This window comes from Hyunsoonleella ulvae (assembly GCF_016827605.1).
GTDB classification, from domain to species: Bacteria; Bacteroidota; Bacteroidia; order Flavobacteriales; family Flavobacteriaceae; genus Jejuia; species Jejuia ulvae.
This window is the reverse complement of record NZ_JAEPJQ010000001.1, coordinates 72,403-94,359: the sequence shown is the minus strand read 5'-3', so window position 1 is coordinate 94,359 and position 21,957 is coordinate 72,403. Positions and strand designations below refer to the sequence as shown.

The following is a 21,957-nucleotide window of genomic DNA, read 5'->3' as shown; positions in this document are numbered from 1 at the left end:
ATATTTGCCCCCAGTTTTGCCGAAGGGTCAAAATTATTTCAGAAAAGATAAAATTCAGATTTTAAAGATATAAAACGATGAGTAAAAGAACGTTTCAGCCTTCTAAAAGAAAAAGAAGAAACAAGCACGGTTTTAGAGAGAGAATGGCTTCTGCTAATGGTAGAAAAGTGCTTGCTAGAAGAAGAGCTAAAGGAAGAAAGAAATTGTCTGTATCATCTGAAACAAGACATAAAAAATAATGATTAACAATTGTTGATATTTTAAAGGTGTTGCTTAAGTGTAACGCCTTTTTTTATGTTTAGTTATCACTAAATTTGCAAACCGATTAATTTATAATAGAATACTTTTAAAAATGCCGAAAAATCCGAAATTAAAATCTATCCTAATCATTGGTTCAGGTCCTATCATTATTGGTCAAGCATGCGAGTTTGATTATTCAGGTTCTCAAGCTTTAAGATCTTTAAGAGAAGACGGAATTGAAACCATTTTAATTAATTCGAATCCAGCAACAATCATGACAGATCCCTCAATGGCAGATCATGTGTATTTGTTGCCGTTGAATACCAAATCAATAGTAAAAATATTAAAGGAACACCCTCAAATTGATGCGGTATTACCAACAATGGGAGGGCAAACCGCTCTAAATTTAGCGATAGAGGCCGACGAAAAAGGTATTTGGGAAGATTTTGGAGTAGATATGATTGGTGTTAACATAGATGCCATCAATATTACCGAAGATAGGGAGCAATTTAGAGAGCTCATGGGTAAAATAGGTGTTGGTATGGCACCACAGGCTACAGCATCTTCATTCTTAAAAGGAAAAGAAATAGCACAAGAGTTTGGTTTTCCACTTTGTATTCGTTCCTCTTTTACACTAGGAGGAGCTGGAGCAGCAATAGTTTATGATGAAGCAGATTTCGATAAATTATTGCGTCGTGGATTAGAAATTTCGCCTATCCACGAAGTGATGATCGATAAAGCACTTTTAGGATGGAAAGAGTATGAGTTAGAGTTACTTAGAGACTCCAATGGTAATGTGGTAATTATATGTTCTATAGAAAATATGGACCCTATGGGAATACATACAGGAGATTCTATTACAGTAGCTCCAGCCATGACATTAAGTGATAGAACCTACCAAAAAATGCGTGATATGGCTATACATATGATGCGTAGCATAGGGGATTTTGCTGGAGGGTGTAACGTGCAGTTTGCTGTAAGTCCAGATGATCAAGAAGAAATTATCGCTATAGAAATTAACCCGCGTGTATCTCGTTCTTCGGCGTTAGCGAGTAAAGCAACAGGGTATCCAATCGCTAAAATTGCTGCGAAATTGGCATTAGGCTACAGTCTAGATGAATTGAGTAACCAAATAACAAAATCTACTTCAGCATTATTTGAGCCTACTTTAGACTATGTCATCGTAAAAATACCACGTTGGAATTTTGATAAGTTTGAAGGATCAGATAGAACTTTAGGTCTACAAATGAAAGCCGTAGGAGAGGTTATGGGTATAGGACGCTCATTCCAAGAAGCTTTACATAAAGCCACGCAATCCCTAGAAATTAAACGTAACGGATTAGGTGCAGATGGTAAGGAAAACACCAATTACGATGAGGTGATAGAAAAATTAACCCATGCGTCTTGGGATCGTGTATTTACCATATACGATGCCATAAAAATGGGAATCCCATTAAGCAGAATTTTTGAAATTACTAAGATAGATATGTGGTTCTTAAAGCAATACGAAGAACTATTTTTCTTAGAGAAAGAGATTTCTACATACAACATAAATTCTATTGACAAAGAATTACTGCTTGAAGCGAAGCAGAAAGGCTATGGGGATAGACAGATAGCGCACATGTTAGGATGCTTAGAAAGTGAAGTTTATAATAAGCGTGAAGAGATGGGGATTAACCGTGTATATAAATTGGTTGATACATGTGCAGCAGAATTTGAGGCTAAAACACCATATTATTATTCAACTTTTGAAAGTGATATGGAAACAGCAGATGGTAAACGTTATTCTGATAACGAAAGTGTGGTTACAGATAAGAAAAAAATTATCGTTTTAGGTTCTGGACCAAATAGAATTGGACAAGGTATTGAGTTTGATTATTGTTGTGTTCATGGTGTATACGCAGCCAAGGAGTGTGGTTATGAAACTATAATGATTAACTGTAACCCAGAAACCGTATCTACCGATTTTGACACAGCAGATAAACTGTACTTCGAGCCAGTATTTTGGGAGCATATTTACGATATCATCAAGCATGAAAAACCAGAAGGTGTTATTGTACAGTTAGGAGGGCAAACCGCTTTAAAGCTTGCAGAGAAATTATCTCGTTACGGTGTTAAAATTATAGGAACCAGCTTCGAGTCTTTAGATTTAGCAGAAGATAGAGGAAGTTTTTCAACCTTATTAAAAGAAAACAACATTCCTTATCCACAGTTTGATACTGCCGAAACCGCAGATGAAGCTCTAGCTGTGGCTAAAGAATTAGACTTCCCAATCTTGGTAAGACCATCATATGTTTTAGGAGGTCAAGGGATGAAAATTGTGATCAACGAAAAAGAATTAGAAGAACACGTTATCGATCTTTTAAATAAAATACCAAATAACAAGTTGTTATTGGATCACTATTTAGAAGGTGCCATTGAAGCTGAAGCAGATGCTATTTGTGATGGAGAAGAGGTTTATATTATTGGAATCATGGAGCATATAGAACCATGTGGTATCCATTCAGGAGATAGTAACTCTACCTTGCCACCATTTAACCTTGGGGAATTTGTGATGCAACAGATAAAGGACCACACAAAAAAGATTGCCCTAGCACTCAATACGGTAGGTTTAATCAATATTCAGTTTGCTATAAAAGACGATAAGGTATATATCATCGAAGCCAATCCAAGAGCATCTAGAACAGTGCCATTTATTGCCAAGGCTTACGGAGAACCTTACGTTAATTTTGCAACTAAGCTAATGTTAGGAGAAAAGAAAATAAAAGACTTTAACTTCAAACCAGAGCTAGATGGCTATGCGATAAAACAACCCGTATTCTCATTCAATAAATTTCCAAATGTAGATAAAACATTAGGGCCAGAAATGAAGAGTACAGGAGAAAGTATCCTATTTATAGATAGTTTAAAAGACGATGAGTTTTACGATTTGTACTCCAGACGTAAAATGTACTTAAGTAAATAAAACCTTAAGACATAAATTAAGAATCCCGTTTTAAAAGCGGGATTTTTTGTTTTTAAGGGTGTTACCTTCTTAAGATAGGGTCGGGCCTGCTTGCTCGTAGACAGGTTTTCCGTTATACCTGCGTGCCGACAGGTAGGTCTTTTGTTTTGTCATTCCTGCGTAGGCAGGAATCCATAATGTAAAATTACAAGTTAGTCTTATTTAATAAATAAACAAAAGGATACCGCTGCAATCCCTAATGAAGGCGTCTTTGCATTAAAGTTCAATTTTAGCATTTTGCTGTTTTATGCTCTCAATATGTTCCTCAATCTTAAACTCAGAAGATTTAAACTTTGTAGAGCGGTGTTTAGCCTGTTGTTGCCTAGCAATACTTCTGGCAAAGCGTCGTACAGCCTGTTCACTATCCAAAATAATACCAGGAACAGCCACATTATTGCCATGTTCGTCTTTAGCAACCATTGTAAAATACGAAGAGTTACAATGTTTAACCTCTCCTGTTTGTATGTTTTCAGATTCTACCCTCAACCCCACAACCATAGAAGTTCTACCTGTATAATTTACCGAAGCTTTAAGCGTTACCAATTCGCCAACCTCAATAGGATTTAAAAAATCTACACGGTTTACAGAAGCCGTAACACAATAGTGTTGCGAGTGCTTAGAAGCACAAGCAAAAGCAATTTGGTCCATTAAGTTTAAAATATGACCTCCGTGAATTTTACCACTAAAATTTGAGTGGGAAGGTAGCATTAATTCTGTAATAGAAACTTGTGATTCTTTAGGGTGCTTAAACATACATTAAGTTAAAAAGGTATACAGTATACCTGTTAGTATTGCAATTCCAAAACTAATTAAGGTGCCAATTAAAATATATTCAGTGAGTTGTCGGTCTTTAGATTCTTTTAAGTCGCCAAATCTGAAAACAGACTTGGCTGTAATTAAAAAACCAACAGCTTCCCAATGGTTAGAAATTATAAAAATAAACACCAAAATGCGCTCTAAAATACCAATATATTTCCCCGCATCCTTAAGGGACTCATTATTTTTAGTGAGTTCTGAAATATTCCACTTTAAAAAAATGGTTTTCATAATAATGGATACAGGAATCGATAAAAACAATAAACAGGTTATGAGTAGGAGTTGGCTTTCGGACAAGGAAATGTTTAAAACACTCATACTATTTTCAACATAAAAAAAGCAACCAAGAATTACTAAAAGATGAAGCAACTGGTCTACAAAAAACAGTATACGTTTTGTTTTTTTCTTCTGAAAAGTGAGTTTTAAGGCATCAATTATAAAATGCGACATTCCAATAATTACAATTATAGGCCATAGCGATACATCCAATAAAAGTATAGCAGTAGCAGCAATATGTATTAAAACATGAAAATAGAGTTTTGACGATTTTAGTTTTTTCTTTTCTTTTTCTTTAACCCATTTTTCGGGTTGTAGAAAAAAATCGCCAATTAAATGTGCTAATAAGAGTTTAATTAAAATCATGATAGTGAGGCTATTTTTTGTTGGAACATAGCATTAAGTTCCCATATAAGGTCAAGTTCAGCGCGTTTTTGGCGTTTACTTATAGCATCTTGTTTTGTGCCTATTATTTCAGCAAGTTCTTGCTGTAAGGCACTAGGTTGCTCTATGCTTAATTTAACAATTTCAGCAGAACTCACGGTCCAACTATCCATAAACGTTGATGCTAGTTTTAAATATAGATTAAGTTCCTTATTAAGCACTTCGTTAGCTGTTTTTAGTTTTAAGTTAACTTTTTCCTTTTTCAAAGTTTCCAAGGTTTCTCCAGAAAAGATAAAAGCCTCTCCGTTAGATTCGCTTATCGTATGGCTTTGGTACGTTTTATCTCCAATACCTATACCCAGTCTTACATCTAGGCCATTAATCGTTTTTATGCAAGCTTTTAAATAAACCGCACTAATAAAGCTTTTAGAAATATCGTTAATCTCAATTTGAAAACTATCGCCACGGTATATTTCCCACTGTACTTCGTTGGTATTAATATACGATAAAGCAGACTTTAAAGCAGGCATCCAAAGCTCAGGGTTTTTTAAGCTTCTGGATTTGATAATATCTCCTGTAATGATACTGGTCATAATATACATCTAATATATTCCTTTTAAAGAGCATAAATTAAAATATTCCTTATTTAAGGCATAAATTAAAATATTCCTTTTTAAGGGAATACTCAAATATATCATGTTTTTATGTGATATACAAATATGTAGGGTAATTAAGCTGAAATTTACGTGTCGTCTTCAGCACGTTTTATAATGGCTTCAGGAAGCGATTTTTTTGCTTTAGCCCCCATTTTCTTTAGCTTTTCTACACTGGTAATGAGGTTACCACGACCGTCTACCAATTTATTCATAGCAGCAGAATAATCGGTTTTGGCGGCATCAATTTTTTTACCAACACCAGTAAGGTCTTTTACTAAACCTTCAAACTTATCATAAAGCGCACCAGCTTGCCGAGCAATCTCTATGGCATTACGTTGCTGTTTTTCGTTATTCCACATGGTATCAATAGTACGTAGAGTTGCTAACAATGTAGACGGTGTTACAATAACAATATTCTTTTCAAACGCTTTATTGTAAATGCTATTATCTTCATTTACAACTACGGCAAATGCAGGTTCAATAGGAATAAATAGCAATACAAAATCAGGAGATTCTATGTCGTATAAATCTTGATAGTTTTTGGCCGACAATTGCTCCACATGTTTTCTAATGGAATTAACATGTGCTTTTAAAAATTGAGGTCTGTCGTCTTCATCAGCATTTACCATACGTTCGTAATCAGTTAAAGACACTTTAGAGTCAATAATCATTTTTTTACCATCAGGTAAATGTAACACCACATCAGGCATGACACGAGAATTATCATCTCTTGTAAAACTTTGTTGTACAAAATACTCACGATCTTTTTCTAATCCCGATTTTTCAAGAACCCGTTCCAAAACCAACTCGCCCCAATTACCTTGCATTTTACTATCGCCTTTTAAAGCTCTTGTCAAGTTGGTAGCTTCTTTAGTCATTTGTTGGTTAAGGTCTTTTAAGCCCAATAATTGCTCTTTTAAGGCAGAATGCATGCTAATACTTTCTTTTTGAGACGCTTCTACCTTTTTCTCAAAACCTTGAATTTTTTCCTGTAAAGGGTTTAAGATATTCTTGATATTTTCCTTGTTCTGCTCAGTAAATTTATTGGATTTTTCCTCTAGAATCTTGTTGGCTAAAAGTTCAAAATCTTTACGTAATTGTTCTTGGCGTTGCTCTAACTCTTTATCGCGTTTTAAGTTTTGTTCCTGTAGATTTTCGTATTCAGAATTTTTTCTAGCCAACTCAGTGTTTAGAAATTCTTTTTCACGACGAATCTCTTCCCGCTCTGCTTCAATCTTACTTAGATTTTGCTTTAAATCATCAATAGTATGTTGCATTTGGTTTTGGCGTTCTTCTAAGGTGCTTTGTTCGCTTTTATTTTTCAGTTTTGAAAAGTAATTGCCTAAAAAGAAGCCTATTGCTGCGAAAATAATAGCAGCTGTAATGATGATTAAGTTGTCGTTCATTGTGTAAAAAGAAGTTTAACCAAATATAAATGATTTATTACCTCTTGCAAAAGTGTGAAGATGCAAAGTATCAACATAACTAAATTTTTGAATGAATGCTTTTTTTAGAAAGCAGCTACTGCCAACTGACACTGTATACTGCTTACTACTTTTTAAACCTAAAACTCCCTGTAGTTTCATCAAAACTAATTAAATCTTTAGGGAATAATTTGTTAAAAGTACCTTTAGAAATAAGGTTGCAAGGTTCATCAGAAACAACTTCACTTTCAGTCATTACAATTAAGGTATCGCAAAGTTGAATTGCTAAATCGATTTCATGGGATGAAAACAAAATAGTTTTACCTGTATTTTTTGCCAATTGTTGCAGCAATTTTAAAATATAGGCTTTATGATACATGTCTAGATGTGTGGTGGGTTCATCTAGAATAATAAGATCTGTATCTTGAGCCAAGGCACGGGCAATCATTACTTTTTGAAGTTGTCCGTCACTGAGTTCAAAACATTTTTTATGTTTTAATGCAGTAATGTTGGTTTGTTCCAGAGCTGTATCAATAATTTTGATGTCCTGCTTTAGCAAATTTCCTATCCAATTAGTGTAAGGTTGCCTGCCGAGAGCTACCAACTCAACAACAGAAAGATTTTTTGATGCAACGGGTTCTGTAAGTACTAAACTTAGCATCTTGGCCAAGTCTAAGGCAGCATATTCCAGAAGGGGCTTATTATTCAAAATTACATCCCCACTAATTGGGTTCTGTACTTTGGTAAGCGTCCTTAAAAGTGTAGATTTACCTATGCCATTAGCGCCAATTAATCCTACCAACTTTCCACTTTCTAATGTAATGTTGATGTTTGAAGCCACAACGGTTTGGGATGTCTTGGATGAATACCCTATGGATAAGTTATCGGTTTTAAGGATGATATGTCTTTTGTCTTCGCTCACGCTTTCACTTTAGCATTTAAAATATCATTTTACGTTTTCTAATTAATAACCAAATTACCACAGGAGCACCTACTAGAGAGGTAATAGCATTTATAGGTAATGCAAAGTCGCTATTAGGTAATTGGGAAACGCTATCGCAAATTAATAGTACTATAGCCCCCAACAAAAATACAGCAGGTAGTAGTATTTTGTGGTTAGAGGTATTAAAAAGTTGTCTTGTAATATGTGGGATGGCTAAACCAATAAAAGCAATAGGTCCTGTAAAAGCAGTGATGGTTCCAGCTAATAGACTCGTAGCTATAATAATGATAAATCTGTTGTTTTTGATGTTTACTCCCAAACTTTTAGCATAATTTTCCCCTAGTAATAAAGTGTTTAAAGATTTTGTAGAGATGATGGCTAATAAAATGCCAATTAAGTAAACTGTTATTAAAACTATTAAATCTTGCCATGATAAATGTCCTAAGCTACCAAAACCCCAAAAAATGTATTGTTGTAGTTGTTCTGCAGACCCAAAATAAGAAAGCACGCTTACAATAGACGCTGTTATACTTGCAAACATCAAGCCTATGATTAAAATAGCCATAGTGTCTCTAACTTTTATGGAAACTGTGAGTACAGCTAATAATACTAAAAAACTTCCTAGGCCAGCAGCGATAACAATGCCCCATTTTGTTACAAAAAGTGATGCCAAAACACCTCCAAAAATTCCAGAGCCTAAAATAATTAAAGCTACACCTAAACTTGCTCCTGAGCTTATGCCTAAAACGAAAGGACCAGCTAGTGGGTTTCTAAATAAGGTTTGCATTAACAAACCAGAAATGCCTAAACCAGAGCCCACTATAATTGCTGTTAAAGCTTTAGGTAATCTGTAATTTAGAATAATATACTGCCATGTTTCTTGCGTTGTTGTGTTTCCAATCAGGCTATTAAAAATAGCCTTTAAGGGAATGTATACCGAACCTAAACTTATATTGATAAAGAAACAAACCACTAAAACCAATGTTAGAATGATAAATGGTAAACGGTATGTTTGTGTGTTAGGCAATTATTCTAAGGGTTTAAAAAAATAAGGTGTATAATCTTGAAGCAATTCTGGATGGCAAATCTTTATGATGTCTTTTAATATCAAATCTGGTCGTGTCATTCCCAATTCATAATATAAAACGCCACCAGTAGAACCAGTAGTATTGGTAAATGTATAGATGTTTTTATGTTGAAATGCATCAAATATACTATGGTTTTCGTTACCATTTTTAAGATCAATGTAGCTGGAATAGTTTGATGGGCTTAACCATATGTTGGCAGTTTTAGCCTTTACAAAAACCGACTCGAAATTTAATTTTAAGCTTCCAGACCCATTTGTGTCTTTCCATAGGTAATTTACATTGGCATCCTTTAAAAATTGTGCCTCGTTACTTGTGCCATTGGGCAAATACCAAATATTGCTATGCATGGCGCCACTCAATACGGTTGGTTGGTTTATAACATTTTTAGCTAGTGCTTTAGCTTCTAGGTAATTTTTTTCAATGGTATTAAAAATAGAATCGGCTTCCTTTTCTTTACCAAATAAAACACCAAAGAATTTAATCCATTCCGCTTTAGCAAGAGGAGAGCTTTCTACCCAATCACCGTTAAAAATTACTGGAATACCAGATTTTTTAATGGTTTCCAGTGAACGATTGCCTCCTTCAATTCCAAATGTTACTAAAATATCAGGGTTTAATTCTAGTAATACTTCCGTATTCAAGCCTTCGTTTTTACCCAATTCTCTAATGTCTCCATTATCAATTAGTTTTCTGATTTTTTTGGAAGATACATAATCATTTCCAGAGAATCCTACGAGTGATTTTTCGACATGTAATAATTCCAGTGCAGGAAGATGGGTTGTTGAGGTAACAACAATTTTTCTTATTGGTAACTCTATAGTATTATCAAATCTTTGTTTCTCATCGATCCAATAATCTGGCTCGTAATTGTTTTTTAATAGTGCATATCGATATTTTCTTTTTGATTCAGGCCAAGGTTTATGTATTTCTATAATGGTATAGGTCTCAAGCTTTTTTATTGAAAACCCTTTTGCATACTTCAACTTTACAGGAACACCTTCAACATTTTCTTTTGGTTTTTTACCTAGTTCACTTTTACATGAAATAAAAAGTAAGATGTTTAAAAAGAAGATTAGCTTTTTCAAAACTCAGTGTTTAATCTCTTCAAAAGTAATATTATTTAAAGTTTTTATATAAACATTAAAGGGATTGTTTACTTTTGCATAGAATTTTGGTTTGATACTAATGAGATCCTGAAAGAAATCAAGGATACACGTGTATCAATTAAAAGGGAATCTGGTGGAATTCCAGAACTGTTCCCGCAACTGTAAGTTTATGCTGAAATCATTTCAGCACCTAAGAGTAAAGGATGTTGCTTACTACAAAACCACTGGCGTTATGCTGGGAAGGTAAAGTAACATTAAATAAGTCAGGAGACCTGCCATATTCAAACAATTAAGTTAAACTTTCGGGATAAAAGTTTGCGTATGATGATCCATGCGATTCTCGAGTAATTATTTTAAAATGAACAAAAAAACAGGTGTCTTTGGTGTACTATGCTTTGGTATATCATTATTTGGATTTGCACAAGAACAAAAGGTAGATTCAACAAAAGTAGAGCAACTGGATGAGGTTGTTGTTTCAGACTCTCGTTTTGCCTTAAAACGTGAAAATTCAGGTAAAACAGTGATTAAAATTTCTCAAAAAGAAATTGAGAGGAATCAAGGTAGAACACTAACAGAATTGATTAATACCAAAAGTGGTATTGAAATTAATGGTTCCCGTAGTGTGGCTGGACAAAATATTTCCAGTTTTATTCGTGGTGGTAATAACAGACAGGTTTTAGTGTTGGTGGACGGTGTTCAACTAAACGACCCCTCTTTGGTAAATAATGAATTTGATTTACGCCTAATGGATTTAAACACCATTGAATCCATAGAAATTATAAAAGGAGCGGCTAGTACCTTATATGGTAATGCGGCAGCGACTGCAGTTATAAGTATTACTACTAAAAAAGCTTCTAAAGATAAAATATCTGGTAATTTTTTAAGTGTTGTAGGTACCAATCAAACGCAGGATGATTTGAATTATAATGGAGCTAGTTTTATTAACAATGTTTCAGTAAATGGAACTTTAAATAAGTTAACATATCTGGCCAGTTTTGGCAATCAATTTGTGGACGGATTATCTGCAGCTGCATCTGAAACTCCCGAGAAAGATCCGTTTTCAAGGTACAATACTAATGTAAAGCTGGGTTATAAGTTTAGTGATAATATAGCGTTCACAGCCTATGCTAGTTTAGATAAGTTTAAAACAGATATAGATGGTTTTCCACCTCCTACCTTTGCTTTTGCGGATACTGATGATGAATTTATTTCGCAACAAAAGCGTGTAGGTATTGCTCCGAAATTTACCTATAAGAATGGAAGCTTTCAAGTAAATGCGGCATATACTAAAATTGATAGGGAAACTATTTCTGCTTTTGGCTCTGTAAATGAGGCGGATAGTTATGTTGTTGATGCTTTTAATAAATACAACTTCAATGATAAATTTTATACCATTGTTGGTTTAAATTATGGAGATTATAAAAGCGTTTTTACCGATGATGAAAGCTTTACGAATACCGATCCGTATTTAAACGTTGTTTATGTGTCAGAATTTGGTTTAAATGTCAATGCAGGAGGGAGGATGAATAACCATAGTGAGTATGGTTCTCATTTTGTATATAATTTTAATCCTTCATACAGTATTTCCCTGGGTAAAGGGTATGCTAAAGCCTTTGGGTCTTATGCAACGTCTTTTATTGCACCTAACTTGTCCCAATTGTTTGGTTTTTTTGGACCAAATCCTGATTTAGAGCCAGAGGAGAATGTTACTATTGAAGGGGGAATCGAGTATAATACTAAAAAGAATTTACGTTTAAGCGTTGTTTACTTCAATAGAAATGAAGAAAACACGATTATTTTCGGATCAACATACGAAAATGCCACAACTGATGCTACTGTTCATGGTATTGAAATAGAAGCCCAAATAGATTTGATTGATGATTTATCAATTTCTACAAATTATACATTTATTGAGGTTAAAGACGGTATACGCTTACGAATACCAAAACACAAAGCAAATGCAAGTATAGGTTACGCTATTTGTGAAAGCACTTTTGCGTCTTTAAACTATCAATTCGTTGGAGAGCGAACGGATACCAATTTTTCTACGTTTGTTAACGAAGATTTAAGTGCTTACTCTTTAATTGACTTATATTTTAGTCATAAAATCCTTAAAGACAAGGTAAAAGTATTTGCAAACATTACCAATCTTCTCAATGAAGATTACTTTGAAATATTAGGGTATACTACAAGAGGTAGAAATGTGAGTTTAGGATTGAATTTGAATTTATAAGCCTTGAAACCATGAAACACAATTTATCTAAGATGATGTGCTTGGATGTATATCTCTCATCCTTAAGTAAGGAGGAGTATATAAAGGTGTCTTCTAAAATTTCGAATAGCTCCAGAATAATAACACCACTTATGAGTTGGGATATTTATGGACAAGACTATTTTAATGGTTTAAATGATGCTAGACGATTACAGGATATAAAGAAGGTAAAGGCTTTTGCTATAGAGATGAATTGGGAAAACAATATAGATTCAATTTTTGAAAATGAAATTTATGAAGCTATTATTATTACTGATTCAAATCAAAAAATAGTGTGGGTAAATAAGGGGTTTTCTAACATGACGGGTTACTCCAAGGTTGAAGTCTTGAATAAAACGCCAAGGATTTTACAAGGTGATAATTCTTCCAGCATTTCGAGGAGAAGTATAAAACAAAAGCTTCAAGGTAATTTACCTTTTAAGGAAGGTATTACTAATTACAAGAAAGATGGAAACCCTTATGAATGTGAAGTAAAGATTTTTCCCTTATACCATCATGATACTACGAAGACGCATTTTATTGCTTTAGAGCGCCAGGTTGGCTAAATGATTGAATATACTAAGTTTTTGTTAACCTTAACTTGTTTCTGGTTCTTATAATTTAACTGTGGATTCTGAATCAAGTTCAGAATGACAGGTCTGTTTTTTGAGGATTTCCAAATTAAATGTAATCGAACCTACAAGGTTTTAGAAGCCTTGTAGGTTCTATCTTTCATGCTTATCAGGTTTTAAAAATCTTGCAGAATTAAACTGGAAGTAAATCACAGTACCAAACACCATATTTATCCGCAGTACAAACAGAGTCGTCAGTATTTGGGTGGTCATATTCGCGGTATACTTTTTCTCCTATTTTAAATGCTACGGGGTTTTTAAAAATAGGGCCATCAAAACAAAAGGTGTGAAATTCTCCGTTTTCCCCACATGGGTCTACACCATCGGGGAGGCTATTTATAAAGTGTTTATCTATAACTGTACCAACAAAATCTTCGCCAAAGTATTTGGAGTTTGCGCAAACAATTATGGTTTTAAAACCTAGATTTAGAAACTCGTTTAACAGTTCTTTAGTATCCCTTTTCCATATGGGAAATACAGCTTTAAAGCTTTGTTTTGCTAATTGGTCTTCGCGGTATTTGCGTAAGTCTTCTAAAAAGATATCTCCAAAAGCTGAATGGGTAAAGCCTTCATTTTTCAACCTTGAGACCGTTGCGTTCATTTTTTGTTCATACACTTCCATACTTGGCATTTCCGGGAGTTCTATAAAGCTCGCAGGGATATCTAGAGCATTGGTCTGGGTTACCAATAGCTCTTTTCTCAACCCATGCATCGATACGCGGTTGTAGTGAGAGTTTACAGTTGTAATGAGTTCCTCGACAGCAAAACTATCATCTTGTAATATATGATAGAGTGCCAAGGCGGAATCTTTACCGGAGCTCCAGTTGAAGTAGGTTTTGTGTGGTTTCAAAAAAAACTAAAATTAATCTGCTATCATACCACCTTTCTCAAATGGAAGGAAATCATAACTGTCCATTTCTTTTTGCGTGATTAAAGCAGGTATATCTTTTATTAAGAACCTTTTGCTAGTGGAATTTTCTATGTCGGCCAAAGCCAAAGCTAACATGGGTTCGTTAACATCCCCCAAACTCCCTAGATTTAATGGTCTTTCTTCGTATTCAAAACCTATGGATGGTGTTAGGCCTGTACCAGGTACGGTTTCACTATTTTTATTGATGCCATTTGCAATTAAAGGCTGTATAGCATAGGTGTGAGCTGGATTAGCACCTTCTCTACTTAGATCTGGAGAATCGTAAAATGTTCTTGAGGCTTGTGTTTTTCCTGTAGTATTCTCTCCAATTTGTACTATATCTATGTATGGTGATAGCCCATTAATTAAACCTTCACTTGCAGATGCAGATCTAGATGTGGTAAGAACGTAAATCTTACTTAGCCCTAAGCTATTAATGCCTGTTTGATTTGGTAATGAATTTGCAAATAAAAAATCGGTATTTAGCTCTTGTAAATTTTCATTGTATATTAATTTTTCGAAAACCTCTCCAGTAAATTGTCCTGTAATCATACTTGCTAAAAAAGTTGTAGTACTAACACTTCCACCAGGGTTGTAGCGTAAATCTAAAACCAGATGTTGTATGTTGTTTGATTTAAAGTTGCCAAATACTGTATTGAGTTCGTTTTCAGATCCTGATGTGAATCCGTTATACATTAAATAGCCTACATTTTGACCTGCAACTTGTAAAACATCAGAAATAAAAATAGGATTTTCGGTATACTGGAATTTATCTAGGCTTATGTTTGTGCCTGTGTTTTCTATACTATCGTCTGTGGTTTCAGGAGTACCATTATCATTATACGTACCCAAATTAATTGTATAACTATCTTGATTAAATAGGGAGGAGAAATTATCTCGTGTTAAGGTAGTGCCATTTATTTGAGCAAATAAATTACCTCGTTTTACACCCTTATTGTCAGCATCAGAATTAGGAAGTACCAATCGTACTACACCAATAAGGTCTGTATTGCTATTTGGAGCTGCATACAGTGTAAATTCCATGCCGTTGGTTACAAAAACACCAGAGAATTGTTGTTCTAACGCAATGTAATCATCAACGATAAAGCTAAATCGATCTGTTGTATTTGGATCAAAAATTAAGCTTTCAAATAAATTTTCTGGGGTTGTAAAGCTATTGAGGTATTCATTATATTCATCATTGTTGGAAAACCTGTTATCAGCAAGGTCTGGGATCTCATCTTTGTATAGGTACACAAAATTCATAGCCTTCCAAACAAAATCATTAATCTCTTTGGTTTGAATTGGGACATCGTCTCTATCTTCAAAACAACTAGTTAAAACTAGGGTAGCCAATATTAGTGTTAGGGCTTTTATTCTTTTCATCTTTTTCGCAATTTTATATAGTAGTCTATAAAACCCTAAATTTACTTACATTATTGCGTAATAAAAAATTTTATGTTTGGCTATTGGCTATTGGCTATTAGGTGTTGGGTATTGGGTGTTTGGTGTTGGGTGTTGGTTAAAACTTTTGTTTTTGTTATTCTTGCTAAGAGCTAAGAGCTAAGAGCTAAGAGCTAAGAGCTAAGAGCTAAGAGCTAAACCATTAGATGACAATAAATAAATGCATGTGTATGGGAACTATGCTTGCAAGTATGCCCCGCGTAAGGGATTGAGGCATTTGTTGAAGCTCTTTTTGTGTTGTTGCACCTATGCAACACAAAAAAGCGACTGCCGAAAGCCTGACCCCTTGTGGGTTACGCTCAAAATATAATTTTTTTAATGTTCTTGTAACAAAATAAATAGTAGGTCGTCGTAATTACAAATAGCACAAATAAAGCTGTTTTTATAAAACCACTAACCACAACCAAAATGACTCAAAGCGAGTTTTTAAACATAGTGATGCCTTTTAAGGATAAAGTGTTTCGTTTAGCTAAACGATTGCTGGTATCTACCGAAGAGGCTGAGGATGCCACCCAAGAGGTGTTGCTAAAACTATGGCGCAATAAAGGTAAGATAGGAGAGTATAAGAATGTGGAGGCCTTTTCTATGACGATGACAAAGAATTTTTGTTTTGATAAACTAAAATCTAAACAAGCACAAAATTTAAAAATTGTACATAGTAATTATGAGGAAAAAAGTACGCCGCTGCAGAAACAGGTTGAATTAAATGATAGCGTAAGTTGGGTGGAGCGTATTATACAGGAATTACCGGAACAACAGCGTATGATAATCCAGCTAAGGGATATAGAAGAATACGACTTTGATGAGATTGCTAAAATGCTGGATATGAATAATACGGCGGTAAGGGTAGCCTTGTCTAGAGCGAGAAAAACAATAAGAGAACGATTAACTAATACGCATAATTATGGTATTAAATAATATAGAAAAATTACTTGAAAAGTACGAGAACGGGGAAACTAGCCTTAAGGAAGAGCACGTGTTAAAAAACTATTTTTCTGGAGACAAGGTTGCACCACACTTAGAGCATTACAAACCCATGTTTGTATATTTTTTGGGAAACCAACAGGAAGAGTTTACTAAAGACCTACCATTAAAAACTAAAAATGTATTTAATAACACGTGGTTATCGGTTGCAGCAGTAGCAGCTATTTTGTTGGGCGTTTATTTTAGTATACCTGTTATAGACGATAATTGTAACGACTTAGGTACCTATTGTAAACCAGAGGAAGCGCTAGACGAAGTATCAAAACAGTTAGCGATGATTTCAAACCATTTTAATAAAGGGACGTCTGCCGTGAGTTACCTAGATGAGGTTAACAAAGGAGCATCTACCTTAAATTACTTGAACGAAATCGAAAACTCTACGAGTATAATCTTTAAAACGAATTAGTAAAACATTAAAAAATGAAAACTTTAAATACAGGTAACACAAATAAGATGAAAACACGATTAGTAGTATTTGTAATGGCAATTATGTTATTGCCACTTACTGGAATGGCACAAAAAAATATATTTGATAAGTATAGTGACGATCCTAATGTAACGTATGTAAACATTAAGCCTAAAATGTTTCAGATGATTTCTAAAATAGGTATTGATACTGATGATCCTGAAGCACAGGCGTATCTGGATATGGTAAAAAGTATTACCAGCTTTAAAACTATAGTTACAGACAACTCTGATATTTCTGCTGATATCTCTAAATGGGTAAAATCCCGTTCTAGTAAGTTAGAAGAATTAATGGAGGTAAAAGACGATGGTACTGAAGTGAAGTTCTATGTAGAAGAGGGAAAAGATGACGACCACGTTAAAGAACTCCTGATTTTTGTAACGGGCATCGATAAGAAAATGGATGAAAAGGTAGAGATTAATGGAAAAGCTCGTAAAATAGAAACTGTAGTGGTATCTATGACAGGAGATATAGATTTAAACGAAATCTCTAAATTAACCCAGAAAATGAATATTCCTGGAGGGAAACATTTAGGTAAAGAACAATAAAAACATCATCAATTAAAAATACCGAACAACTATTTTCTTCATGCTACTTTTAAGTGGCATGAAGAAAATTTGTGTAACCCATTGGGTAATTCTTTTTTTGGAAAACAACCAATACCAAACGTCACAACATGAAACGAGCAGTTAAAACTTCTTTAATACTAACTTTATTTAGCCTTGTTTTGATGAGCTGCAGTAATGAGCCAAGTTTACAGCGCTATTTTGTAGACCACCAAGAACAGCCAAATTTTATATCTCAAGATTTACCAGTATCTATGGTTAAAATAGATAAAACAAATTTTACCGAGGCGCAAACAGAGGCGTTTAATTCTGTACGTAGATTAAATTTCTTGGGTTTTAATATTAATGATACCAATACAGCTATTTATGAAACGGAGCTAGATAAAGTTAAGTCTATACTACGGCAAGATAAATACCAAGATTTAATGGAATTTAGTGATAACGGTAGAAAAATTTTGGTAAAATACATTGGGGATGATGAGGATGCAGATGAAGTTATTCTTTTTGGAAGTGCCAAAGACATGGGGTTTGCCGTGGTTAGAATTTTAGGAAATGATATGAGCCCTGAAAAAATGATAACCTTAGGGGAAGCTCTAAGGACCTCTAACCTTGATGAAACCCAAATGCAGGAGATGTTAGATTTTTTTAAGTTATGATGCAATACCGATGTTAATGATAAAGGGGTTCCAAATATTTTGGAACCCCTTTTTGTTTATTTTAATACCGTTATAGCAGTTGAGATAACTTAGTTTTGCCGTTTCTGGTAATATGTGTAAAATAAGTTGATGAGTATGGCGAAAAACACTAGTGTTAAAACAGTAAGTACTATAAAGTTGTCTAAGACATCCAGTATGCCAAATACAAAGATACTAGCAGCCATAAAGCCAGTAAGGAAAAGAGATTGTTTATTGCTTAACATAACTATTAAATTCCGGTATAGTTGCTAGGTGTAATTTGTTTTAATTCTGCTTTTATCGCATCTGAGACTTCTAAGGTATCAATAAAATTTGAAATAGAAGATTGGTTTATCTTTTCATTAGTTCTTGTTAACCCTTTTAAAGCTTCGTATGGGTTAGGGTAACCTTCTCTTCTTAAAATGGTTTGAATTGCTTCGGCAACCACAGCCCAGTTGTTTTCTAAATCTTCGGCAAACTTACTTTCGTTTAACAAGAGTTTGTTTAATCCTTTTAGGGTAGATTTAAAACCTATAATGGTATGTCCAAAAGGAACCCCCACATTTCTTAAAACAGTACTATCAGTTAAATCTCTTTGTAATCTGGATATTGGCAATTTAGCAGATAAATGCTCGAAAATAGCATTAGCAATGCCTAAATTACCTTCAGAGTTTTCAAAATCAATAGGATTTACTTTATGTGGCATTGCAGAACTGCCCACTTCTCCTTTTTTAATTTTTTGTTTGAAATAGTCCATGGATACGTAAGTCCAAATGTCTCTATCCAAATCAATTAAAATAGTATTGATGCGTTTTAAAGTGTCAAATAACGCAGCCATGTGGTCGTAATGCTCAATTTGGGTAGTAGGGAAGGAATGTTGCAACCCTAATTTTTCTTGTACAAAACTATCCCCAAACGCTTTCCAGTCTATATTAGGATATGCAACATGGTGCGCATTAAAATTACCAGTAGCACCACCAAATTTGGCAGCACTAGGTATATCGTTTAATAAATTAAATTGTTCTTCTAAACGTACTACAAAAACATCAATTTCTTTACCTAAGCGCGTTGGCGATGCAGGTTGTCCATGGGTTCTTGCTAACATAGACACTTGTGCCCATTCCTTAACCAACGCTTTTAATTTATTTAAAACAGTAAAATATTCCGGCACATAAACATCGTTCATGGCTTCCTTGATACTTAAAGGGATTGCAGTGTTATTGATATCTTGAGAGGTTAACCCAAAGTGGATAAACTCTTTAAATTCAGATAAGCCTAAAACATCAAATTTTTCCTTTATAAAATATTCTACAGCTTTTACATCGTGGTTGGTAACACTTTCAATATCTTTTATGGCTGTAGCATCTTCAGCAGAAAATTCCTTGTAGATATCTCTTAGGTCATTAAAAATATCATGATTTACCTTTTCCAATTGTGGTAATGGAATTTCACAAAGTGCAATAAAATATTCTATTTCAACTAGAACACGATATTTAATAAGTGCTTCTTCAGAAAAATAGTTGCCTAAGTCGTTGATTTTGTTTCTATAACGACCATCAATTGGAGAGATGGCATTGAGTGATGATAAAGACATACGTGCTTGAAATTTTAAAGGTGCAAAGATAGTTTATTTAGATAGAAGACGGAAGCTTGAAGCTTGAAGTTTTTGATGGTTATAGATTAACTGTTTTTCTTGATTTTTTTCAAGATGTGCCTAGCACGTGCTTTAAATGCAGCACTTTGCAAATGGAAATCGCGTTCTAAGATTAAAACTAATTCAGGATATACCCAATCATATTCTTTTCCTAGAAGAAATAGTGTCGTCATGGAGTAAGCCTTAGGAGCTACTTTTTCATCATTAATCATACAATCAAAACAGGTTTCTATAATCCTTTCCTTGTGATGCTGCATTAGGTTACTCTTTATTTTATTTTTCTCTTTTGAGGTATAAGCTACAGCGAGTAGTTCGCATATTTTAGCAACAGGTCGCACAGAAGAATCTAAGTGTACGGTTTTTATATTTTTAGTGAATATATCAAGGTAAGGAATAATAGCTTCTATAGTGTTGCTGCACATAAACTCTAAAATCCAAGCAGCTTTAGGGGAAATTTTATCATCTACCATAAATAATATGTCTAATACTTTAGGGATGAGTTTTGGGTTGGCTAGTAATAAATTAGCATAATGTAAACGTTTCTCTCTGGAGTGATTTACATAATTTAATTCTTCATAAAGTTCGGCTGTAGTCAAAAGGATTTCTTATTTTTAAAATCTAATAATTACTTTGATGAAAATAATAAAAAAAATAGGTTTAGTACTTTTAATTTTGTTGGTAATTGCTCAGTTTTTTGGGCCTGATAAGAATTTAGGGGATATAGCTTCCGTTGAAGCATTCGAGAAAGAAACAAACCCACCAGAGGATGTAAAGCTTATTTTGAAGAATGCGTGTTATGATTGTCATAGCGATACAACAAATTACCCATGGTATAACGCTATTACACCAGTTAATTATTGGTTAAATCATCATATTGAAGAGGGAAAGGAACATTTTAACGTGTCGCAATGGGAAGGTAATTCTGTAAAGCGAAAAGACCATAAGTTTGAGGAATTAATAGAGGAAGTTGAAGAGGGAGAAATGCCTTTAAACTCGTATACCTGGACGCATGGAGATGCGAAATTGACGGATGCACAAATTAAGGCTGTTGTAGATTGGGCAAAGCGCGTACGACTTCAATATGGTTTAGAGCCTAAGCCGGAATAAACACCAAATTCCAAAAGCTCACATTTAGGATTTTGTTTTTGGATCTTAGTTTTTTATGAAGAAAAAATTATTGGTTATTGGTTACGTATGGCCAGAGCCTAACAGTTCTGCTACTGGTAGCCGCATGTTGCAGCTAATTGAAATTTTTCTTTCTGAAAATTACAATATAACCTTCGCTAGTCCTTGTGCTAAAACTGAAAATGCTTTTGATTTAAATGCTATTGATGTGGTTTCTGCATCCATTAAATTGAATGACTCAAGTTTTGATGAATTTATCAAAGAACTGAATCCTGATGTAGTACTATTTGACCGTTTTATGATGGAAGAACAGTTTGGATGGCGCGTTGCAGAACATTGTCCTAATGCTGTTAGAGTCTTAGATACCGAAGATTTGCATTTTTTACGTAAAGGAAGACATCAAGCTTTTAAGGATAAAAAACCATTTGATAAAACATATTTATTCAATGATATTGCAAAACGAGAAATAGCAAGTATTTACAGATGCGATTTAAGTTTGATAATTTCTGAGGTTGAAATGGAAATCCTTCAAAAGGATTTTAAAGTAGATGCATCACTATTGCTATACGTTCCTTTTATGTTAGATGAAATTTCTAAAGATAACATAGCACAACTTACTGAGTCTGATGAACGGCAACATTTTATAACTATTGGTAATTTTTTGCATGAACCTAATTATAATGCGGTTTTATACTTAAAAGAGACCATTTGGCCTCTAGTAAAAAAACAATTACCTAAGGCTGAATTACATGTGTATGGTGCCTACGCTACTGATAAGGTAAAACAATTGCATAACGAGACCCAACGATTTTTTATAAAAGGATTTGCAGATGATGTGGAAAAAGTAATGCAAAAAGCTAAGGTGCTTGTGGCACCGATAAGATTTGGAGCTGGTTTAAAAGGAAAACTAATTGATGCGATGCGTAATGGTACACCAATAGTAACAACTACTATGGGTGCAGAAGGTATGTTTGGTGATTTAACACCTAACGGTTACATTAAGGATACCACAGAGACTTTTGCAAATGCCTGCGTTAAACTATATGAAAATAAAGCGCTATGGAAAGATAAACAGCTAAACGGATTCGATATTATTAACACGCGTTTTAATAAAGCGCAAATAAAGCCCTATTTTGTAAAAATTTTAAACGATACCCTAAAGCAACTCCATAAAAAAAGGAGTGTTAATTTCACAGGGCAGATGCTTCTGCATCATACACTTCAAAGTACAAAATATCTCGGTAAGTGGATAGAGGCAAAGAATAAAGCCTAATGGTGTTTTGGCTAAGCTTAA

21 protein-coding genes and 1 riboswitch are annotated in these 21,957 nt (G+C 34.2%); of the genes, 10 read left to right on the top strand and 11 right to left on the bottom strand.

Features of this window, described 5'->3' with window-relative positions:
* Nucleotides 1-77 precede the first annotated feature (77 nt).
* Together rpmH and carB are read left to right on the top strand one after the other, a co-directional pair.
* Nucleotides 78-239, top strand: coding sequence for a 50S ribosomal protein L34 (gene rpmH / locus JS605_RS00410; protein ID WP_027878648.1), 162 nt, complete (start codon nt 78-80; stop codon nt 237-239).
* A 113-nt stretch (nt 240-352) separates the two neighbouring features.
* Nucleotides 353-3,205 carry a carbamoyl-phosphate synthase large subunit gene (gene carB, locus JS605_RS00405; RefSeq protein ID WP_203255736.1) on the top strand — a complete coding sequence of 951 codons (2,853 nt, stop codon included), beginning with the start codon at nt 353-355 and terminating at the stop codon, nt 3,203-3,205.
* A gap of 255 nt (nt 3,206-3,460) precedes the next feature.
* On the opposite strand, the gene JS605_RS00400 is transcribed toward carB, so the two are convergent.
* The 7 genes from JS605_RS00400 to JS605_RS00370 form a co-directional block, all read right to left on the bottom strand.
* On the bottom strand, nt 3,461-3,997 hold the full coding sequence (locus JS605_RS00400; RefSeq protein ID WP_203255735.1) for an acyl-CoA thioesterase: 537 nt from the start codon (nt 3,995-3,997) through the stop codon (nt 3,461-3,463).
* Nucleotides 3,998-4,000: 3 nt separating this feature from the next.
* A complete protein-coding gene (locus tag JS605_RS00395) occupies nt 4,001-4,702 on the bottom strand; it encodes a DUF3307 domain-containing protein (RefSeq protein WP_203255734.1) in 702 nt (233 codons plus the stop codon).
* Nucleotides 4,699-5,313: a transcriptional regulator gene (locus JS605_RS00390; protein WP_203255733.1), complete on the bottom strand. Its 615-nt coding sequence runs from the start codon at nt 5,311-5,313 to the stop codon at nt 4,699-4,701. Before JS605_RS00390 ends, JS605_RS00395 begins: the two co-directional genes overlap by 4 nt.
* Before the next feature lie 149 nt (nt 5,314-5,462).
* On the bottom strand, nt 5,463-6,782 hold the full coding sequence (locus tag JS605_RS00385) for a DNA recombination protein RmuC (RefSeq protein WP_203255732.1): 1,320 nt from the start codon (nt 6,780-6,782) through the stop codon (nt 5,463-5,465).
* A gap of 145 nt (nt 6,783-6,927) precedes the next feature.
* Nucleotides 6,928-7,722 (bottom strand): ABC transporter ATP-binding protein, encoded by a 795-nt coding sequence (locus JS605_RS00380; RefSeq protein WP_203255731.1) that lies wholly within the window; start codon nt 7,720-7,722, stop codon nt 6,928-6,930.
* 16 nt (nt 7,723-7,738) lie between these two features.
* Nucleotides 7,739-8,770, bottom strand: a complete 1,032-nt coding sequence (locus JS605_RS00375; RefSeq protein ID WP_203255730.1) for a FecCD family ABC transporter permease — start codon at nt 8,768-8,770, stop codon at nt 7,739-7,741.
* The gene (locus JS605_RS00370) at nt 8,771-9,916 is read right to left on the bottom strand and encodes an ABC transporter substrate-binding protein (protein ID WP_203255729.1); all 1,146 of its coding nucleotides are present in this window, start codon (nt 9,914-9,916) and stop codon (nt 8,771-8,773) included. It abuts the gene before it with no gap.
* A gap of 70 nt (nt 9,917-9,986) precedes the next feature.
* A riboswitch (cobalamin riboswitch) is annotated at nt 9,987-10,231 on the top strand.
* Between the two features lie 64 nt (nt 10,232-10,295).
* Between JS605_RS00370 and JS605_RS00365 the strand changes: the two genes are divergently transcribed.
* A complete protein-coding gene (locus JS605_RS00365) occupies nt 10,296-12,170 on the top strand; it encodes a TonB-dependent receptor plug domain-containing protein (protein ID WP_203255728.1) in 1,875 nt (624 codons plus the stop codon).
* Between the two features lie 11 nt (nt 12,171-12,181).
* A complete protein-coding gene (locus tag JS605_RS00360) occupies nt 12,182-12,754 on the top strand; it encodes a PAS domain-containing protein (protein ID WP_203255727.1) in 573 nt (190 codons plus the stop codon).
* A gap of 199 nt (nt 12,755-12,953) precedes the next feature.
* On the opposite strand, the gene JS605_RS00355 is transcribed toward JS605_RS00360, so the two are convergent.
* Both JS605_RS00355 and JS605_RS00350 read right to left on the bottom strand, forming a co-directional pair.
* On the bottom strand, nt 12,954-13,670 hold the full coding sequence (locus JS605_RS00355; protein WP_203255726.1) for an adenine nucleotide alpha hydrolase: 717 nt from the start codon (nt 13,668-13,670) through the stop codon (nt 12,954-12,956).
* 12 nt (nt 13,671-13,682) lie between these two features.
* The gene (locus tag JS605_RS00350) at nt 13,683-15,116 is read right to left on the bottom strand and encodes a S41 family peptidase (protein ID WP_203255725.1); all 1,434 of its coding nucleotides are present in this window, start codon (nt 15,114-15,116) and stop codon (nt 13,683-13,685) included.
* A gap of 486 nt (nt 15,117-15,602) precedes the next feature.
* Between JS605_RS00350 and JS605_RS00345 the strand changes: the two genes are divergently transcribed.
* From JS605_RS00345 to JS605_RS00330, 4 genes are all read left to right on the top strand, one after another.
* On the top strand, nt 15,603-16,112 hold the full coding sequence (locus JS605_RS00345; RefSeq protein ID WP_203255724.1) for an RNA polymerase sigma factor: 510 nt from the start codon (nt 15,603-15,605) through the stop codon (nt 16,110-16,112).
* Nucleotides 16,099-16,584, top strand: a complete 486-nt coding sequence (locus tag JS605_RS00340; protein WP_203255723.1) for a hypothetical protein — start codon at nt 16,099-16,101, stop codon at nt 16,582-16,584. The genes JS605_RS00345 and JS605_RS00340 overlap by 14 nt, the downstream gene beginning before the upstream one ends.
* A 14-nt stretch (nt 16,585-16,598) precedes the next feature.
* Nucleotides 16,599-17,192 carry a DUF4252 domain-containing protein gene (locus JS605_RS00335; RefSeq protein ID WP_239000215.1) on the top strand — a complete coding sequence of 198 codons (594 nt, stop codon included), beginning with the start codon at nt 16,599-16,601 and terminating at the stop codon, nt 17,190-17,192.
* Nucleotides 17,193-17,320: 128 nt separating this feature from the next.
* Nucleotides 17,321-17,866, top strand: coding sequence for a DUF4252 domain-containing protein (locus tag JS605_RS00330; protein ID WP_203255722.1), 546 nt, complete (start codon nt 17,321-17,323; stop codon nt 17,864-17,866).
* 268 nt (nt 17,867-18,134) lie between these two features.
* On the opposite strand, the gene purB is transcribed toward JS605_RS00330, so the two are convergent.
* Nucleotides 18,135-19,478 carry an adenylosuccinate lyase gene (purB, locus tag JS605_RS00325; RefSeq protein WP_203255721.1) on the bottom strand — a complete coding sequence of 448 codons (1,344 nt, stop codon included), beginning with the start codon at nt 19,476-19,478 and terminating at the stop codon, nt 18,135-18,137.
* An 86-nt stretch (nt 19,479-19,564) separates the two neighbouring features.
* Complete coding sequence (locus JS605_RS00320) at nt 19,565-20,134, bottom strand: adenylosuccinate lyase (protein ID WP_203255720.1); 570 nt, start codon at nt 20,132-20,134, stop codon at nt 19,565-19,567.
* A gap of 37 nt (nt 20,135-20,171) precedes the next feature.
* Between JS605_RS00320 and JS605_RS00315 the strand changes: the two genes are divergently transcribed.
* Nucleotides 20,172-20,645, top strand: coding sequence for a heme-binding domain-containing protein (locus JS605_RS00315; RefSeq protein ID WP_203255719.1), 474 nt, complete (start codon nt 20,172-20,174; stop codon nt 20,643-20,645).
* A gap of 55 nt (nt 20,646-20,700) precedes the next feature.
* On the top strand, nt 20,701-21,936 hold the full coding sequence (locus tag JS605_RS00310) for a glycosyltransferase (protein WP_203255718.1): 1,236 nt from the start codon (nt 20,701-20,703) through the stop codon (nt 21,934-21,936).
* Nucleotides 21,937-21,957 lie beyond the last annotated feature (21 nt).

Coding starts and splice junctions, on each gene's coding strand:
- JS605_RS00335 (WP_239000215.1), top strand. CDS start 16,599: ATGAAAACTTTAAATACAGGTAACACAAATAAGATGAAAACACGATTA.
- JS605_RS00365 (WP_203255728.1), top strand. CDS start 10,296: ATGAACAAAAAAACAGGTGTCTTTGGTGTACTATGCTTTGGTATATCA.
- rpmH (WP_027878648.1), top strand. CDS start 78: ATGAGTAAAAGAACGTTTCAGCCTTCTAAAAGAAAAAGAAGAAACAAG.
- JS605_RS00400 (WP_203255735.1), bottom strand. CDS start 3,997: ATGTTTAAGCACCCTAAAGAATCACAAGTTTCTATTACAGAATTAATG.
- JS605_RS00385 (WP_203255732.1), bottom strand. CDS start 6,782: ATGAACGACAACTTAATCATCATTACAGCTGCTATTATTTTCGCAGCA.
- JS605_RS00340 (WP_203255723.1), top strand. CDS start 16,099: ATGGTATTAAATAATATAGAAAAATTACTTGAAAAGTACGAGAACGGG.
- JS605_RS00390 (WP_203255733.1), bottom strand. CDS start 5,313: ATGACCAGTATCATTACAGGAGATATTATCAAATCCAGAAGCTTAAAA.
- JS605_RS00315 (WP_203255719.1), top strand. CDS start 20,172: ATGAAAATAATAAAAAAAATAGGTTTAGTACTTTTAATTTTGTTGGTA.
- JS605_RS00395 (WP_203255734.1), bottom strand. CDS start 4,702: ATGATTTTAATTAAACTCTTATTAGCACATTTAATTGGCGATTTTTTT.
- JS605_RS00310 (WP_203255718.1), top strand. CDS start 20,701: ATGAAGAAAAAATTATTGGTTATTGGTTACGTATGGCCAGAGCCTAAC.
- JS605_RS00350 (WP_203255725.1), bottom strand. CDS start 15,116: ATGAAAAGAATAAAAGCCCTAACACTAATATTGGCTACCCTAGTTTTA.
- JS605_RS00330 (WP_203255722.1), top strand. CDS start 17,321: ATGAAACGAGCAGTTAAAACTTCTTTAATACTAACTTTATTTAGCCTT.
- carB (WP_203255736.1), top strand. CDS start 353: ATGCCGAAAAATCCGAAATTAAAATCTATCCTAATCATTGGTTCAGGT.
- JS605_RS00360 (WP_203255727.1), top strand. CDS start 12,182: ATGAAACACAATTTATCTAAGATGATGTGCTTGGATGTATATCTCTCA.
- JS605_RS00345 (WP_203255724.1), top strand. CDS start 15,603: ATGACTCAAAGCGAGTTTTTAAACATAGTGATGCCTTTTAAGGATAAA.
- purB (WP_203255721.1), bottom strand. CDS start 19,478: ATGTCTTTATCATCACTCAATGCCATCTCTCCAATTGATGGTCGTTAT.